Here is a 14,841-nt window from a genome sequence, read left to right on the forward strand (position 1 = left end):
GGGCGAGCCTATCCGAGGACGGAGTCGTACAGCGCGAGCGTCCGGTCGCCGATCGCCTCCCATGAGAAGCTCTCCGCGGCGCGCCTGCGGCCGGCGGCGCCGAACGCCGCCGCACGGTCCGCGTCGGACACCATGTCCGTGAGCGCGGCGGCCAGATCCGCGGCGAAGCCAGCCGGATCGAGCGGAGTGCCGGTGCCGTCCTGGACCTGCTCGATCTGGACGAGCGAGCCGGTCTCGCCGGGCACCACGACCTCGGGGATGCCTCCGGTCGCGGTCGCGACCACCGGCAGCCCGACCGCCATGGCCTCGAGGTTCACGATGCCGAGCGGCTCGTACACGCTCGGGCACACGAACGCGGTGCACGCGTCGAGCACGGCGACGAGCTCGGGGCGCGGGAGCATCTGCTCGATCCACACGACCCCGTCGCGCTCCTGCTGAAGCCTCTCGACCGCGCCCGACACCTCGGCCGCGATCTCCTTGGTGTCCGGCGCGCCCGCGCACAGCACCACCTGGATGTCCTTGGGAAGCTGCTCGACTGCCTTGAGGAAGTACGGAAGGCCCTTCTGACGCGTGATCCGGCCGACGAAGACGATCGCGGGGCGCGTCGGATCGATCCCGTAGCGGGCGACCACCGCGTCGGCCGCGGCGCGGGCCTCATCCGTGCTCGGCGCCGCCCAGCTGTCGACGTCGATGCCGTTGTGGATCACGTGAACCTTGGCCGGGTCCACGTCGGGGTAGCAGCGAAGCACGTCGGCACGCATGCCGGCGCTCACCGCGATGATCGCGTCGGCAGCCTCGTACGCCGTCTTCTCGATCCAGCTCGAGACCCGGTAGCCGCCACCGAGCTGCTCGGCCTTCCACGGGCGCAGCGGCTCGAGCGAGTGCGCGGAGAGGATGTGCGGGATGCCGTGGAGGGTCTTGGCGAGGTGACCCGCCATGTTCGCGTACCACGTGTGGGAGTGCACCAGGTCGGCGCCCTCGCAGTCCTTCGCCATCGACAGGTTGTGCGCGAGCACGTCGAGCGACGCGTCGCCGACGCCTCCGCCGAGGGCCGTGTACCCGGTGACCCCCGCCTCGTCACGGGGCCCGTCGAAGGCCCTCACCCGCACGTCGATCCTGCTGCGCAGCACCGCCGCGAGCTCGTTGACATGGACGCCCGCGCCACCGTAGACGAAGGGCGGGTACTCGCGCGTGAGGAGGTCTGCTCGCATGAGGCCCACGCTATCGCGTCGATTCTCGGCGCGCGCCCTACACGCGGTGTCTCGGTGCCGCTACGCTGGCCATATGTCAGCGCCGAAAGTTCTCGCCATCGTCCTTGCCGGAGGTGAGGGCAAGCGACTGATGCCCCTCACCGCCTCCCGAGCGAAGCCGTCCGTGCCGTTCGGCGGCACCTACCGGCTCATCGACTTCGCCCTGTCGAACCTGGTCAACTCCAGGTATCTGCACGTGGTGGTGCTGACGCAGTACAAGTCCCACTCCCTCGACCGCCACATCGCCCGCACCTGGCGCATGTCGCCGCTCCTGGGCAACTACGTGGCGCCGGTGCCCGCGCAGCAGCGCCGCGGGCCGCATTGGTACCTCGGCTCGGCCGACGCGATCTATCAGACGGTCAACATCATCGAGGACGAGCGCCCCGACATCGTCGTGATCGTCGGCGCCGACCACGTGTACCGCATGGACTTCTCCCAGATGGTCGACGCGCACGTCGCGTCGGGCGCCGAGTTCTCCGTCGCTGGCATCCGCCAGCCCATCGCGATGGCCGACCAGTTCGGCATCATCGACGTGGACAAGGAGCGCCCTGACCGCGTCAAGGCGTTCCTGGAGAAGCCCAAGGAGATCGACGGTCTCGCTGACGCGCCCGACCAGATCCTCGCCTCGATGGGCAACTACGTCGCCAACGCCGACGCGCTGCTCGAGGCGCTCATCGCGGACGCGGAGGACCCGGGCTCCAAGCACGACATGGGCGGCGACATCGTCCCGTTCTTCGTGAACAAGGGCACGTGCGGCTTCTACGACTTCGTCGACAACGACGTCCCCGGCTCGACCGATCGCGACCGCGACTACTGGCGCGACGTCGGAACCCTCGACTCGTACTACGACGCGCACATGGACCTCATCGCCGTCCAGCCGGTGTTCAACGTCTACAACGACAAGTGGCCGCTCCACCAGGGCCTCATCACGCACCCGCCGGCCAAGTTCATCCACTCCGAGGAGGGCCGCCTGGGCCACGCCGCGGACTCGATCGTCTCCCCCGGCGTGATCGTGTCCGGTGCCACGGTCACGGGCTCGGTGCTCTCCCCCGGCGTCCGCCTGCACTCGTGGTCCACCGTGTCCGACTCGGTGCTGCTCGACGACGTGATCATCAACCGCCACGCCCAGGTGCACCGCGCGATCCTCGACAAGAACGTCGTGATCGAGGAGGGTGCGCGCGTCGGGATCGACCGCGAGTCCGACGTCGCGCGAGGCTTCACCGTGACCGAGTCCGGCATCACCGTCGTCTCGAAGAACACGGTCGTCACCGCATGACCCGACTCTGCGTGATGGACGTCGACTCGACGCTCATCACCGCGGAGGTCATCGAGCTCATCGCGGAGCGCGCGGGCACGCGCGCCGAGGTGGCGGCGGTGACCGAGTCCGCGATGCGCGGCGAGATCGACTTCGCCGAGTCGCTGCGTCAACGCGTTGCGACGCTCGCGGGGGTCCCTGACACCGTGTTCGCCGACGTCATCGCCGAGGTCGAGTTCACTCCGGGCGCCCCCGAGCTCGTCGCAGGGCTGCAGGCCGCCGGCTGGGAGGTCGCGCTCGTGTCGGGAGGCTTCGTCGAGGTCGTCGCGACCCTCGCGTCGCGGCTCGGCATCACGCGCTTCCGTGCGAACTCGCTCGGGGTGGCCGATGGCCGCCTCACCGGACGCACTCAGGGGCCCGTGATCGACCGGGCCGCCAAGGCGGCGACGCTGACCGAGTTCGCGGCCGAGCTCGGCTGCCCGCTCGGGGATGCGGTCGCGATCGGCGACGGCGCCAACGATCTCGACATGATGGGCGTCGCGGGCCTCGGCATCGCGTGGCACGCGAAGCCGATCGTGCAGGAGAAGGCCGACGTCGCGATCAACGGCCCGCGCCTGGACGAGGCGCTGAGCATCCTGCTGGGCTGACCTGCGGCCTCGACGCGCCGGCTGTGGCACGTCCGCGGGCACGCGGTCCTCCGCGGTGTGTCAGTCCCCGAGCACCTCGCGAAGCTCCGCGGCCTGGCGGGTCCAGCGCGCTCGCATCTCCTCCGGCACGGAGTCACCTCCGATGCGCAGCGCGGTCTCGAGGGCATGAGCCACGTCGCGCGTGGCCGGGATCTCGGGAGTCGCAGGCTCACCGACTCGGCCGCCGGCACGATTCGTCGCGGACGACGAGCCCCAGAGACCCGTCGCCTCGTCCCACAGCAGCTCGCGATGCATGCGGTACTGCATGTCGGCCGGCGCGAAGTCGCCCGAGAGCGCCATGACGGGCAGCGCTACCATGATCGTGTCCACGGCGACGCGGTACGCGCCGCTCTCGGCGGGATCTCCGGCCAGCACCACGCCCGAGTCAGCGCGCGGACCCCAGCGCAGGAGCCACCATCGCAACGCATCGAACTGCGCGGCGGCCGTGCTCTCCCCCGCCGCCGTCATACGTCGCGGCCGGACAGCACCGCGGTGAGACGCGCCGTGCGCGCGTCAAGCTCGCTCCACGTGCAGTCGAACTCGAGGATCGCGGCCGTCGCCGTCGGAAGACCGTGGGCGACGCGCTGCAGCGCGGTCTTGTCCGATCCCTGGCCGGACAGGAAGGCCGCCGCCGCGGACGACGTGGGCTCGTGGCCCACGACGGTCACGACTTCCTCCCCGTCGAGCGCGGTGAGCTCCTTGAGGAGACCGGGCACATGCGTCTCGTAGAGCGCGTCGACCGTACGTGACTCGCAGCCCGACAGCGCGGCGGCCATGAGCTTCCACGTCTGCTGGGTGCGGCTCGCGGGAGATACGAGCGCGAGAGTCGGCGTGAGCGACGCCTCGGCGAGCACCTCACCGAGGCGTGTCGAGGCCTTGCGGCCGATGATCGCGAGGGCGCGGTCCATGTCGCTCAGGCCGGGCGCGGGGGCCTCGGCCTTCGCGTGACGGGCGAGGATCAGCGTAGGCACGGCACTACTGTCCCATGGCGTGCACTCCGCCGTCCACGTGGATCATCTCCCCGGTGGTCGCCGGGAACCAGTCGGACAGCAGGGCCGTCACCGCCTTCGCGGTGGGCTCGGGGTCGCTCGAGTCCCATCCGAGCGGCGCGCGGCCGTCCCAGTTCGACTCCATCTGGTCGAAGCCGGGGATGTGCTTGGCGGCGGTCGTCTTGATCGGCCCCGCGGACACGAGGTTGCAGCGGATGCCCTGCGCTCCGAGGTCGCGCGCGACGTACCGGGACACCGACTCGAAGGCGGCCTTCGCGACACCCATCCAGTCGTAGACGGGCCACGCGTAGCGCCCGTCGAACGTGAGGCCGACGATCGAGCCGCCGTCGGGCATGAGGGGTGCGGTCGCCGCGGCGAGCGCCTTGAGCGAGTACGCCGAGATGTGGACGGCCGTCGAGACGTCCTCCCACTGCCCCGACATGAAGTTGCCACCCATGACGGTCTGAGGAGCGAAGCCGATCGAGTGGACGACGCCGTCGAGGTGCGGGACATGCTCGCGCACACGGTCCGCGAGCGCCGCGACGTGCTCCTCGTTCGTGACGTCGAGCTCGACGACCTGCGCCTCCACCGGCAGTCGTCGTCCCATCGCCTGGGTGATCTTGAGCGAGCGGCCGACGCCGGACAGCACCACCGTCGCGCCCTGCTCCTGGCACAGGCGCGCGACGTGGAAGGCGATCGAGCCCTCCGTCAGCACTCCCGTGACCAGGATGTTCTTTCCGTCGAGCATGCCCATGTCGTTCTCCTTGCGTTGTGAGGAAGCCTAGTTGTCAGTGCCGCGCGCAGCGGCGGTGGACCGAGATCAGTGCCCCATGCCGAGGCCGCCGTCGACAGGCAGGACCGCTCCCGAGACGTAGCCCGCGGCGTCGGACGCGAGGAAGACCGCTGCGGCGGCGACGTCCTCGGTCACGCCGAAGCGCTTGGCGGGGATGGTCGCCTCGTACTGCTTCTTGGCGTCCTCGGGCAGCTCGTCGGTCATGTCGGTCGTGATGAAGCCGGGCGCGATGACGTTCGCGGTGATGCCGCGAGCGCCGACCTCGCGCGTGATCGACCTGGCCATGCCGACGAGCGCGGCCTTGGACGACGAGTAGTTCACCTGGCCGGGGTTGCCCATCAGCCCCACGACCGACCCGATGAGGACGATGCGTCCGAACCGCTCGCGCATCATCGAGTTCACGGCGCGACGCACGCACCGGAACGTGCCGGTGAGGTTCACGTCGAGCACGGACTGGAAGTCCTCGTCGCTCATGCGCATCAGCAGCCCGTCGCGCGTGATGCCCGCGTTGGCCACGAGGACGCGCACGCGGCCGTGCTTCGCCTCGAGCTCGTCGAAGGCGGCGTTGACCGCGTCGGTGTCGGTCACGTCGGCGATCGCGCCGGTCACCCCTGCGGGCAGATCCCCGCCCCGGTAGATCGTGCTCACGGTGTCGCCGTTCGCCACGAAGGCCTCCGCGAGCGCGCGGCCGATGCCGCGGTTCGCTCCTGTCACCACCACGTGTCGTGTCATGCATCCCACGGTAGTGGAGCGTCGGGCGCAGGGACGATGTGGGGGTTCGTGCGCGTCGGGGGTCCCGGATTGTCGGGCTCGGACAGGCCACGGGGACGATGCGTGGGGTAGGCGAGGGACGATGCTTGGGCTGGGAGCGGGACGATGCGCGCCGCCGCGCGGTGGCGCGTGGGACACCTGGGTCGGGAATAGCATCGGGGGGTGCCCGCGCCCGTCCCCTCTCCACGCTGGCTCGCCGTCGCGCGCGAGATCGGCTGGGGCCGGCTCGCGCTCACGGCCCTGATCGTCCTGGTGATGTCAGCGCTGTGCGTCGTCGCGGGTCGCTGGCAGTACGGGCGGTACGTCACGAAGGCCGACGCGATCGAGGCCTACGACGCGGCCCAGGCGCACGACGTCGCCGACGTCGAGGAGGTCGCGGGATCGGGCGATGAGCTCGCCGACGGCGCCGAGTGGCGCGCGGTCACGGTCACGGGCGTGATCGACCCCGACAGCGTGGTCGCTCTGCGCAACCGTCCCGTCGACTCGACGGCCGCCTACCAGTACCTCGCCTGGATGTCCCTCGACGACGGCACCGCGGTGCTCGTCAACCTCGGCTGGGCACCCGTGCCCTCGGAGGACGAGACCGAGGCCGCGCTCGCCGACGCGCTCCCCCAGGGAGAGGTGACGCTCACCGGCACGCTGCGGAGGTTCGAGGAGGACGACGGGAAGCGCGATGCCGGGGCGACCCGCATCGTCCCCGCCCAGGTGGACGACCCCGGCACCGACAGCATCGTCCCTGGCTACGTGATCGCGTCCGACGGGTGCGCGGGCCTGTGTGGTGACGACGGCCCCCTCGACGAGGTGCCGCTGCCCACGCTGTCGCTCGGGCCTCACCTCAGCTACGCGTGGCAGTGGTGGGCCTTCTCGCTGCTCGTGCCCGTGGGCGCGTGGCTGCTCACCAAGCGCGATCTCGAGCTGAAGCGCGACCCGTCGGGTGCGCGACCGGCGCCCGCGAAGCCGAGGCGAAGGCGCCACCCCTCCGACGAGGAGATCGAGGACGCCCTGTAGCGGCGCCCCTCGCGGCTACGCGAGCGAGATGAGGTCGCGGTAGGTCTCGTTGTAGAGGTCCTCGATCGCATCGGGCAGCAGCAGCACACGGTCCGGCTCGAGCGCCTCGACCGCACCCTCGTCGTGCGTGACGAGGATGACGGCGCCCTCGTAGGTGCGCAGAGCGTTCAGGATCTCGGCGCGCGACGCCGGATCCAGGTTGTTCGTCGGCTCGTCGAGCAGCAGCACGTTGGCCTGGCTCACGACGAGCGTCGCAAGCGACAGACGCGTCTTCTCGCCACCCGACAGCACGCGCGTGGGCTTGTCGGCGTCGTCGCCGGAGAACAGGAAGGAGCCGAGGACCTTGCGCACCTCGGTCTCCCCGAGGTCGGGCGCCGCGTGAGCCATGTTCTCGCCCACGGTCGCATCCATGTCGAGCATGTCGTGCTCCTGCGCGTAGTAGCCGAGCTTGAGGCCGTGACCGGGCTGCACCTCGCCCGTGTCCGAGTCCTCGACGCCGGACAGCAGGCGCAGGAGCGTCGTCTTGCCGGCGCCGTTGAGGCCCAGGACCACGACGCGCGAGCCGCGGTCGATCGCGAGGTTCACGTCGGTGAAGACCTCGAGCGAGCCGTACGTCTTGCTCAGGCCCTCGGCGCGCAGCGGCGTCTTGCCGCATGCCGCAGGGGTCGGGAAGCGCAGCGCGGCGACCTTGTCCTGCTGACGCACGCCCTCGGTCTCGCCGAGCAGCTTCTCCGCACGCTTGATCATCTGCTGCGCGGCGACGGCCTTGGTGGCCTTCGCGCGCATCTTGTCCGCCTGCTGGAGGAGCGCGGCGGCCTTCTTCTCCGCGTTGTCGCGCTCGCGGTGACGGCGGCGCTCGTCGGCCTCGCGCTGGCGCAGGTAGAGGTCCCACCGCATCGCGTACTGGTCGAGCTCGCCCCGGTTGGCGTCCAGGTGGAACACCTTCGTGACGGTCTGGCGGAGCAGCTCCACGTCGTGCGAGATCACGATGAGGCCGCCCTGGAAGGTCGACAGGAAGCCGCGCAGCCACACGATCGAGTCGGCGTCCAGGTGGTTCGTGGGCTCGTCGAGCAGCAGGGTGTCGGCGCCCTGGAAGAGGATGCGGGACAGCTCCACCCGACGGCGCTGGCCACCGGACAGGGTCCCGATCGGCTGGCTCAGCACGCGCGCGTCGAGGCCGAGGTTCGCGGCGATCTGCGAGGCCTCCGACTCGGCCGCGTAGCCGCCGGCCGCGCGGAAGCGCTCCTCAAGCCGCGGATAGGCGTTCATCGCCTTCTCCTGCACCTGAGGATCCTCGCTCGCCATGCCCTCCTCGGCGTCGCGCATCTTGCGCATGAGCCCCGCGAGGTCGCGCGCCGCGAGGATGCGGTCCATCGCGATCTGCTCAAGGTCTCCCGTGCGCGGGTCCTGCGGCAGATACCCCAGCGTGCCCTTCTGGATGGCCTTGCCCGTCGTGGGCAGGCCCTCCCCCGCGAGGATCTTCGTCAGCGTGGTCTTGCCCGCGCCGTTGCGTCCCACGAGCCCGACGCGATCGCCCGGCCCCACCTGGAAGGAGGCGGGGTGCAGCAGCACGCGGGCGCCGATGCGCATCTCGAGGTCCTGGGCGACGATCACGGGGTGGGAGCTCCTAGTCGGTGGCGGGAGAGGCGACGCGTTGTGCGAATCCTCCAAGGATCCGCGCCCCTCGCGCGAACCCGGTGCTCGCCCCACGCGTGAACGATAAGGTGAGCCGCCAACCATTATCCCCGGGAGTCACGATGGCACTGCACAAGCACTTCACCGGCCCGAACGTGGCCCTCGTCTCGGTCTTCGCCGCGCTCGTCGCGGCCTCGACGCTCGTGCCCGCGGTCTCGCTCGCGGGCGGGGTACCGATCACCCTGCAGACGTTCGCGGTGATCCTCGCCGGCGCCGTGCTCGGACCATGGCGCGGCGCGTCGGCAGTGCTCCTCTACCTCGTGGCAGGGACCGCTGGCGCCCCGATCTTCGCCGGACACGTCGGCGGCCTGAGCGCCTGGGCCGGCCCGACCGCGGGCTTCCTCGCGGCCTTCGTGCCCGCGGCCTTCGTCACCGGTTGGATCGCGCGCGCCGCCCGACGCAGCGGACGCCTCAACCTGGTGTGGCTCCTCATCGCGTGCGGCGCGGGCTCGCTGCTCGTGATCACCCTCATCGGATGGACCTGGTTCGCGCTGCGCCTCGGCTACGACCTGCCCGCGACCGTCGTCGTCGCGCTGCCCTTCGTGCCTGGCGACCTCATCAAGGTGGCCGCGGCGGCCACCGTCGCCTGGTCGGTGCACCGCGCCTACCCCGGTCTGCTTCCTGTCACCAGGCGTCGCGAGGCGGCTCGGACCGACGTTCCGACCGCCTAGTCTGTTCGCATGATCGTTTTCGAGGACGCGACAGTCGTCGCGCCGGACTCGGGCGTCACCATCCTCGAGTCGACCACGCTGACGCTGCGCGAGCAGCACATCTCCGTCATCGGCGCGAACGGCTCGGGCAAGTCGACCCTGGCACGGCTCATCAACGGACTGGTCATGCCGACCGAGGGCACGGTGACCGTCGACGGCAAGGACACCGTCAAGGACGGGCGCGAGGTCCGCCGCATGGTCGGCTTCCTCTTCACGGACCCGTCCGCGCAGCTCATCATGCCCACCGCCGCGGAGGACGTGATGCTCTCGCTGCGCCGGACGGTCAAGGGCAAGGATGCGCGCATGCGAGCCGCGCTCGAGGCTCTCGACTCGCTCGGGCTCGCCGACCGCGCCGACGTCGCGGTGAGCGCCCTGTCAGGCGGCCAGCGACAGCTGCTCGCGCTCGCGGGCGTGCTCGCCGTCGCGCCGTCGATCATCGTCGCCGACGAGCCCACGACGCTTCTCGACCTCAAGTGGCGAGGCCACGTCGGCGCGCTGCTGCGATCCCTCCCGGTCCAGCTCATCGAGGTCACGCACGACCTCGACAGCGCGATGCGCGCGGAGCGCACCATCGTCGTCGACTCGGGCAAGGTCGCCTTCGACGGCGCGCCCGGCGACGCGGTGCAGTTCTATCGCGACCTCATCTTCGGCCGCCCCGAGCAGGCTCAGCGCGCATGAACCCCACGCTCGGCGCCTACCGGCCGCTGCGCACCCCGCTGCACCAGGCCCCCGCCTGGTTCAAGGTGGCCCTGCTCGCGGCGGTCTCGATCCTCATGGTGTTCGTCCAGGACATGGCGACGGGGATCGCCTTCGCCGGCGCCTCGCTCGCGCTGTACCTGTCCACGCTGCCGCCGTGGCGCCCCGCCCTCCGAGCGATCCTGTGGACGTTCCTGTTCGCGACCATGGCGGCCGGCTACCAGCTGTGGCGAGGTGAGTGGCAGCTCGGCGTCGACATCGCCACCGACCTGCTCGCGGTGGTGTTCCTCGCGCTCGCGGTGTCGAGCTCGACTCCGATGTCGGAGATGCTCGACCTCATGTCGGGGATGCTGCGGCCCCTGCACAAGATCCTCCCGCACGAGACGATCGGCCTGATGTTCTCGCTCCTCATCCGCCTCATCCCCGAGATGGCGCGGATCCTCGGCGAGTCGCGTCAGGCCGCGATGGCGCGCGGAGTCGAGCGTTCGCCGCGCGCGGTGCTCGTGCCGGCCGCGACGCGCACCGTCGGCTTCGCGGTGGACCTCGGCCAGGCGCTCCACGCCCGAGGGATCGCGGACGAGGCCGTCGAGGACCACAGCGCGGAGATCGCCGAGGAGAAGCAGCGGTCGCGCCGCGCGCGCCGCTCCGAGCTCGCTCGGAAGGCGCGTCGCCGCCGCGCACGTTAGCGTGATTACCAGGGCGTCGCGTACGGGACGACGCTGAGGCGCGCCGCGCGAGCGGTGCCGGGGGTCCTGGATGACGACGCACAGCAAGCCCATGCGCACCATGCCGATGCCGGTGCTCGCGTCGATGGTCGTCGGCTCGATGGTCGGCGCCGGGGTCTTCTCGCTCCCGTCGTCCTTCGCGGACTCGGCGGGCGGGCTCGCCGCGATGATCTCGTGGGCCGTGGCGGGCTTCGGGATGCTCATGCTCGCCTTCGTCTTCCAGCGTCTGGCGGTGGCGCGACCCGATCTTGACTCCGGCATCGTCGCGTACGCGCGTGCGGGCTTCGGCAGCTATGTGGGCTTCTTCTCCGCCTTCGGCTACTGGGCGTCGGCGTGCATCGCGAACGTCACGTACTGGGTGCTGATCGCCTCGACCCTGGGGACCGTGCTCCCCGTCTTCGGAGAGGGCGACACGTGGGCAGCCTTCGTCCTCGGCACGATCGGCCTGTGGGCCTTCCACATCGTCGTCGCGCGCGGGGTGTCGCAGGCGGCCGGGCTCAATGCCCTCACGACTGTCGCCAAGATGATCCCGCTCGCCCTGTTCATCGTCGTCGTCGCCTTCGGCGGCTTCTCGTGGGACGTGTTCCTGGACAACCTGTCGGGCACGGGTTCCGAGATCGGATCCGTCGCGGAGCAGGTGCGCTCGACGATGCTCGTGACGGTGTTCGTGTTCCTCGGCGTCGAGGGCGCGAGCGTGTACTCGCGGTACGCGCGCCGGCGCGAGGACATCGGCCGCGCGACCGTGCTCGGGTTCCTGTCGGTGCTCGCACTGTTCGTCGTCGTGACGATGCTGGCGTACGGCGTGATGCCGCGCGAGGAGCTCGCAGGCCTCAGGCAGCCGTCGGTCTCCGGCGTGCTCGAGTCGATCGTCGGACCGTGGGGCGCGTGGCTGATCGGGATCGGGCTGCTCATCTCCGTGCTGGGCGCGTACCTCGCGTGGCTCCTGCTCGCCGCCGAGGTCCTGTTCGAGGCCGCCACCCAGGATGACGCGCCCCGGTTCCTGACGCTCGTGAACTCGCGCGGGGTGCCGATCAGCGCTCTCACGGCGACGGCCGTCGCGACCCAGGTATTCCTCGTGGTGACGCACTTCTCGGCGAGCGCCTTCGACTTCTCCCTCGAGCTCACGAGCGCGCTCGCGCTCATCCCCTATCTGCTCACGGCTGGCTTCGGCCTCAAGGAGGCGCTCGGTCCGCGGCGCTGGTCGGGCGCCGTCGCGGTGGCCTCGATGGCGCTCGTCTACACGGTGTTCCTCATCTACGCGTCGGGCCTCAAGTACGTCCTGCTCGCGCTGCTCGTCTACGCGCCCGCGACGGTCCTCTACGTGTGGGCGCGCAAGGAGCGGGGGCTGCGCGTGTTCACCCGCGGCGAGGTCACGGTGTGCGCGGTGTCGGTCCTCGGCGCGGCGGCGGCGATCGTGGCGCTCGCGACGGGAACGGTCACGCTCTGAGCACGAGTGCCCTCACACCATCGAGCGTGCCTGGGGGAACGACAAGGGGCGCCCACTGGGAGACCGCGGAGCGCTGAGAACGACAATGAGCGCCCACCAGGATGCTCCGCGCTGAAGCGACGCAGAAAGGTGGGTGCTCACTGTCGGTCTCGGGCCCGCGCTGCGCCGCAGTGGGCGCTCATTGTCATTCGTCGATCATGCCTGCGAGCGTCGTCGTGGTGCGCCAGTTGCGGATCGTCATGTCCTTGTACAGCGGCGTGCTCATGACGGCGTTGAGCTTGGAGCGGGTGCGCTGCGCGCTGAGGCGTCGGAAGTAGACCACGCCCCGCCCCGGCCAGAGCGCGTCGACGCCGTCCCGAAGCGAGAACGCCGCCACCGCATCGTCCATGGCGATGCCAGGACGAAGGAAGGCGACGTCGGAATGGTAGACGTCCGGCTCGGAGCCGAACCCGACAGGCGCAGCGTCCACGGCCGCGCGCAGCGTCGCCGCATCCAGGGTGACGGAGACGGTGTCGACGTCGAAGGACGCGCGCAGCACGCCTCCCACCACCGCCCCGACGTTGTCAGCCGACCGCCCGGGAGCGGACACGAGGACGTTCCCCGACTGGATGTAGGTGCGCACGCCGCCCAGCCCGGCCTCCGTCAGCGCGGAACGCAGGGCCGCCATGGGCACCTTGTTCCTCCCGCCGACGTTGATGCCGCGGATCAGGACGACGTGCGTCGCACCCATCGGGCTCCCCGGAGGAGAGGCCAGATCAGACGTTGAAGCCGAGCGCGCGAAGCTGCTCGCGGCCGTCGTCCGTGATCTTGTCCGGACCCCACGGCGGCATCCACACCCAGTTGATGCGGAAGCCGTCGACGAGGCCCGCGAGCACCTGCGAGGCCTGGTCCTCAAGCACGTCGGTCAGCGGGCACGCCGCAGACGTCAGGGTCATGTCGATGACCGCGTGACGGTTCTCGTCGATGTGCACGCCGTACACGAGCCCGAGGTCCACGACATTGATGCCGAGCTCGGGGTCGATCACGTCGCGCAGAGCCTCCTCGACGTCCGCGACGTTCGCGGGAATGGTCTCAGCCATGCGTCTCTCCTTCCACGCCTGCCGCCTGTGCGTGCGCGATCGCGTCGCGCAGCGCCATCCAGCCGAGCAGGGCGCACTTGATACGGGCAGGATACTTGCCGACTCCGACAAAGGCGCCGGCGTCGCCGAGCATGTCGTCGCGGTCGTCTCCGAGGTCCTCGCCGCGGTTGCCCATGAGGGCGCGGAACGCCTCGTAGACCTCCTCGGACTCCTCGATGCTGTGGCCCTCCACGAGCTCGGTCAGCGCCGAGATCGAGGCCTGCGAGATGGAGCAGCCCTGCCCCTCCCAGCGGACCGAGGACACCGTGTCGCCGTCGAGCCCGACGCGCAGCGTCACCTCGTCGCCGCAGGTCGTGTTGACCTGGTGCGACTCTCCGACGGCGGGGAGGTCGAGCTGGACCAGCCCGGCCCCGTGGCGGGACTTGGCGTGGTCCATGATGACCTGCTGATACATCTGCTCAAGGCTGCTCATGCGGGAACTCCGAAGAACTCTCGGACCGAGGCGAGCCCCGCGAGGAACCTCTCGGCGTCCTCCTCGGTCGTGTAGACGTGGGCGCTGGCGCGGGTCGACCCGGTGACGCCGAAGCGCTTGTGGAGCGGCTGCGCGCAGTGGTGCCCCACGCGCACCGCGACGCCGAGGTCGTCGAGCACCTGGCCGACGTCGTGGGTGTGAACGCCATCGACGGCCACCGTCGCGATGCCGAGGACGTCGTGCGCGTCGCCGACCGGGCCGAGCAGCCGCACCCCCGGAATCTCGGAGACGCCCTCACGGATGATCCGCGCGATGCGCCGCTCATGCTCGGCGACGTCCTCCATCCCGAGCGCCATCAGGTACTCGGCCGCGGCACCCATGCCGACCGCCTGCGTGACGGGCTGTGTGCCGGCCTCGAATCGCGTCGGCGCGGGGTGCCACGTCGTCTCCTCGAGGGTGACGGTCATGATCGCTCCCCCGCCGAAGACCGACGGCGGGAGCACGTCCAGCAGAGACTTGCGGCCCCACAGGGCGCCGATCCCGGTCGGACCGAGCATCTTGTGGCCGGAGAACGCGGCGAAGTCCACGCCGAGCGCCTGCACGTCGACCGGGATGTGCGGTACCGACTGGCACGCGTCGAGCACGGTGAGCGCCCCGACCTCGCGCGCCCTGGCGACGAACGCGGCGACGTCCGAGACCACTCCGGTGACGTTGCTCGCGTGCGTGAAGGCGACGACCTTGGTGGTCTCGTCGATCACGGAGCCGAGCTGCTCGAGGCGGTGACGACCGAGGTCGTCGACCTCGATCCATCGCAGCGTCGCGCCCGTGCGTGCCGCGAGCTGCTGCCACGGGATGAGATTCGCGTGGTGCTCGGCCTGGGTGACGACGATCGAGTCGCCCGGACCCACGCGGAACAGGGACGATGCGGCACCGCCCTGGCCGGCCGACGCGTTGCCGATGCCGTTGGCGACGAGGTTGAGCGCCGCCGTCGCGTTGGAGGTCCAGACGATCTCCTCGGGCGACGCGGCGTTCACGAGTCGCGCGACAGAGCCACGCGCGCCCTCGAAGGCCTCGGTGGCCTCCTCGGCCAGCAGGTGCGCGCCGCGCGCGACCGCCCCGTTGTGCAGGCGATCGAACTCGTCCATCGCATTGAGCACGGCGTGCGGTCGCTGGGCGGTCGCACCGGAGTCCAGGTACGCGAGCGACTTCCCGTTCCTGACCGAGCGGGCCAGGAGCGGGAAGTCGTCACGCAGGTCGGGAAGCAT

General features: G+C 70.6%; 17 protein-coding genes. 7 read left to right on the forward strand and 10 right to left on the reverse strand.

Going from position 1 to position 14,841, the window contains the following annotated elements; all coding sequences use genetic code 11:
* Positions 1-8 precede the first annotated feature (8 nt).
* Positions 9-1,211 carry a glycogen synthase gene (glgA, locus tag AOP78_RS06770; RefSeq protein WP_062202627.1) on the reverse strand — a complete coding sequence of 401 codons (1,203 nt, stop codon included), beginning with the start codon at positions 1,209-1,211 and terminating at the stop codon, positions 9-11.
* 73 nt (positions 1,212-1,284) lie between these two features.
* On the opposite strand from glgA, the gene AOP78_RS06775 reads away from it, so the two are divergent.
* Both AOP78_RS06775 and serB read left to right on the forward strand, forming a co-directional pair.
* Complete coding sequence (locus AOP78_RS06775; RefSeq protein WP_062202489.1) at positions 1,285-2,526, forward strand: glucose-1-phosphate adenylyltransferase; 1,242 nt, start codon at positions 1,285-1,287, stop codon at positions 2,524-2,526.
* Positions 2,523-3,152 carry a phosphoserine phosphatase SerB gene (gene serB / locus AOP78_RS06780; RefSeq protein ID WP_062202491.1) on the forward strand — a complete coding sequence of 210 codons (630 nt, stop codon included), beginning with the start codon at positions 2,523-2,525 and terminating at the stop codon, positions 3,150-3,152. Before AOP78_RS06775 ends, serB begins: the two co-directional genes overlap by 4 nt.
* Before the next feature lie 60 nt (positions 3,153-3,212).
* On the opposite strand, the gene AOP78_RS06785 is transcribed toward serB, so the two are convergent.
* The 4 genes from AOP78_RS06785 to fabG all read right to left on the reverse strand — a co-directional run bounded on the left by AOP78_RS06785 (position 3,213) and on the right by fabG (position 5,705).
* Entirely contained in the window at positions 3,213-3,659 is a 447-nt protein-coding gene (locus AOP78_RS06785) for a hypothetical protein (protein ID WP_062202493.1), read from the reverse strand.
* Positions 3,656-4,162, reverse strand: a complete 507-nt coding sequence (locus AOP78_RS06790) for a SixA phosphatase family protein (RefSeq protein WP_062202495.1) — start codon at positions 4,160-4,162, stop codon at positions 3,656-3,658. The genes AOP78_RS06785 and AOP78_RS06790 overlap by 4 nt, the downstream gene beginning before the upstream one ends.
* Positions 4,163-4,166: 4 nt before the next feature.
* Positions 4,167-4,934: an enoyl-ACP reductase FabI gene (fabI, locus tag AOP78_RS06795; protein WP_062202497.1), complete on the reverse strand. Its 768-nt coding sequence runs from the start codon at positions 4,932-4,934 to the stop codon at positions 4,167-4,169.
* Between the two features lie 66 nt (positions 4,935-5,000).
* The gene (gene fabG / locus AOP78_RS06800) at positions 5,001-5,705 is read right to left on the reverse strand and encodes a 3-oxoacyl-ACP reductase FabG (protein WP_062202498.1); all 705 of its coding nucleotides are present in this window, start codon (positions 5,703-5,705) and stop codon (positions 5,001-5,003) included.
* Positions 5,706-5,906: 201 nt separating this feature from the next.
* Here fabG and AOP78_RS06805 point away from each other — a divergent pair, with 201 nt between their 5' ends.
* On the forward strand, positions 5,907-6,752 hold the full coding sequence (locus AOP78_RS06805; RefSeq protein WP_062202500.1) for an SURF1 family protein: 846 nt from the start codon (positions 5,907-5,909) through the stop codon (positions 6,750-6,752).
* A 15-nt stretch (positions 6,753-6,767) separates the two neighbouring features.
* On the opposite strand, the gene AOP78_RS06810 is transcribed toward AOP78_RS06805, so the two are convergent.
* Positions 6,768-8,342 (reverse strand): ABC-F family ATP-binding cassette domain-containing protein, encoded by a 1,575-nt coding sequence (locus AOP78_RS06810; RefSeq protein ID WP_201774759.1) that lies wholly within the window; start codon positions 8,340-8,342, stop codon positions 6,768-6,770.
* A 167-nt stretch (positions 8,343-8,509) separates the two neighbouring features.
* On the opposite strand from AOP78_RS06810, the gene AOP78_RS06815 reads away from it, so the two are divergent.
* The 4 genes from AOP78_RS06815 to AOP78_RS06830 all read left to right on the forward strand — a co-directional run bounded on the left by AOP78_RS06815 (position 8,510) and on the right by AOP78_RS06830 (position 12,025).
* Entirely contained in the window at positions 8,510-9,118 is a 609-nt protein-coding gene (locus AOP78_RS06815) for a biotin transporter BioY (protein WP_062202504.1), read from the forward strand.
* A gap of 9 nt (positions 9,119-9,127) precedes the next feature.
* Positions 9,128-9,835, forward strand: coding sequence for an energy-coupling factor ABC transporter ATP-binding protein (locus AOP78_RS06820; protein WP_062202506.1), 708 nt, complete (start codon positions 9,128-9,130; stop codon positions 9,833-9,835).
* Positions 9,832-10,539 carry an energy-coupling factor transporter transmembrane component T family protein gene (locus tag AOP78_RS06825; protein ID WP_062202508.1) on the forward strand — a complete coding sequence of 236 codons (708 nt, stop codon included), beginning with the start codon at positions 9,832-9,834 and terminating at the stop codon, positions 10,537-10,539. The genes AOP78_RS06820 and AOP78_RS06825 overlap by 4 nt, the downstream gene beginning before the upstream one ends.
* A 70-nt stretch (positions 10,540-10,609) precedes the next feature.
* On the forward strand, positions 10,610-12,025 hold the full coding sequence (locus AOP78_RS06830) for a basic amino acid/polyamine antiporter (RefSeq protein WP_062202510.1): 1,416 nt from the start codon (positions 10,610-10,612) through the stop codon (positions 12,023-12,025).
* Between the two features lie 184 nt (positions 12,026-12,209).
* Here AOP78_RS06830 and AOP78_RS06835 read toward each other — a convergent pair whose 3' ends face one another.
* Genes AOP78_RS06835 through AOP78_RS06850 form a run of 4 tightly spaced genes read right to left on the reverse strand, consistent with a single transcriptional unit; the run spans position 12,210 to position 14,841 of the window.
* Entirely contained in the window at positions 12,210-12,755 is a 546-nt protein-coding gene (locus AOP78_RS06835) for a DUF1697 domain-containing protein (protein WP_062202512.1), read from the reverse strand.
* Between the two features lie 25 nt (positions 12,756-12,780).
* On the reverse strand, positions 12,781-13,104 hold the full coding sequence (locus AOP78_RS06840) for a metal-sulfur cluster assembly factor (protein ID WP_062202514.1): 324 nt from the start codon (positions 13,102-13,104) through the stop codon (positions 12,781-12,783).
* The gene (sufU, locus tag AOP78_RS06845; RefSeq protein WP_062202516.1) at positions 13,097-13,576 is read right to left on the reverse strand and encodes a Fe-S cluster assembly sulfur transfer protein SufU; all 480 of its coding nucleotides are present in this window, start codon (positions 13,574-13,576) and stop codon (positions 13,097-13,099) included. The genes AOP78_RS06840 and sufU overlap by 8 nt, the downstream gene beginning before the upstream one ends.
* The gene (locus AOP78_RS06850; RefSeq protein ID WP_062202518.1) at positions 13,573-14,841 is read right to left on the reverse strand and encodes an aminotransferase class V-fold PLP-dependent enzyme; all 1,269 of its coding nucleotides are present in this window, start codon (positions 14,839-14,841) and stop codon (positions 13,573-13,575) included. The genes sufU and AOP78_RS06850 overlap by 4 nt, the downstream gene beginning before the upstream one ends.

Source organism: Demequina salsinemoris (genome assembly GCF_000974805.1).
GTDB classification, from domain to species: domain Bacteria; phylum Actinomycetota; class Actinomycetes; order Actinomycetales; family Demequinaceae; genus Demequina; species Demequina salsinemoris.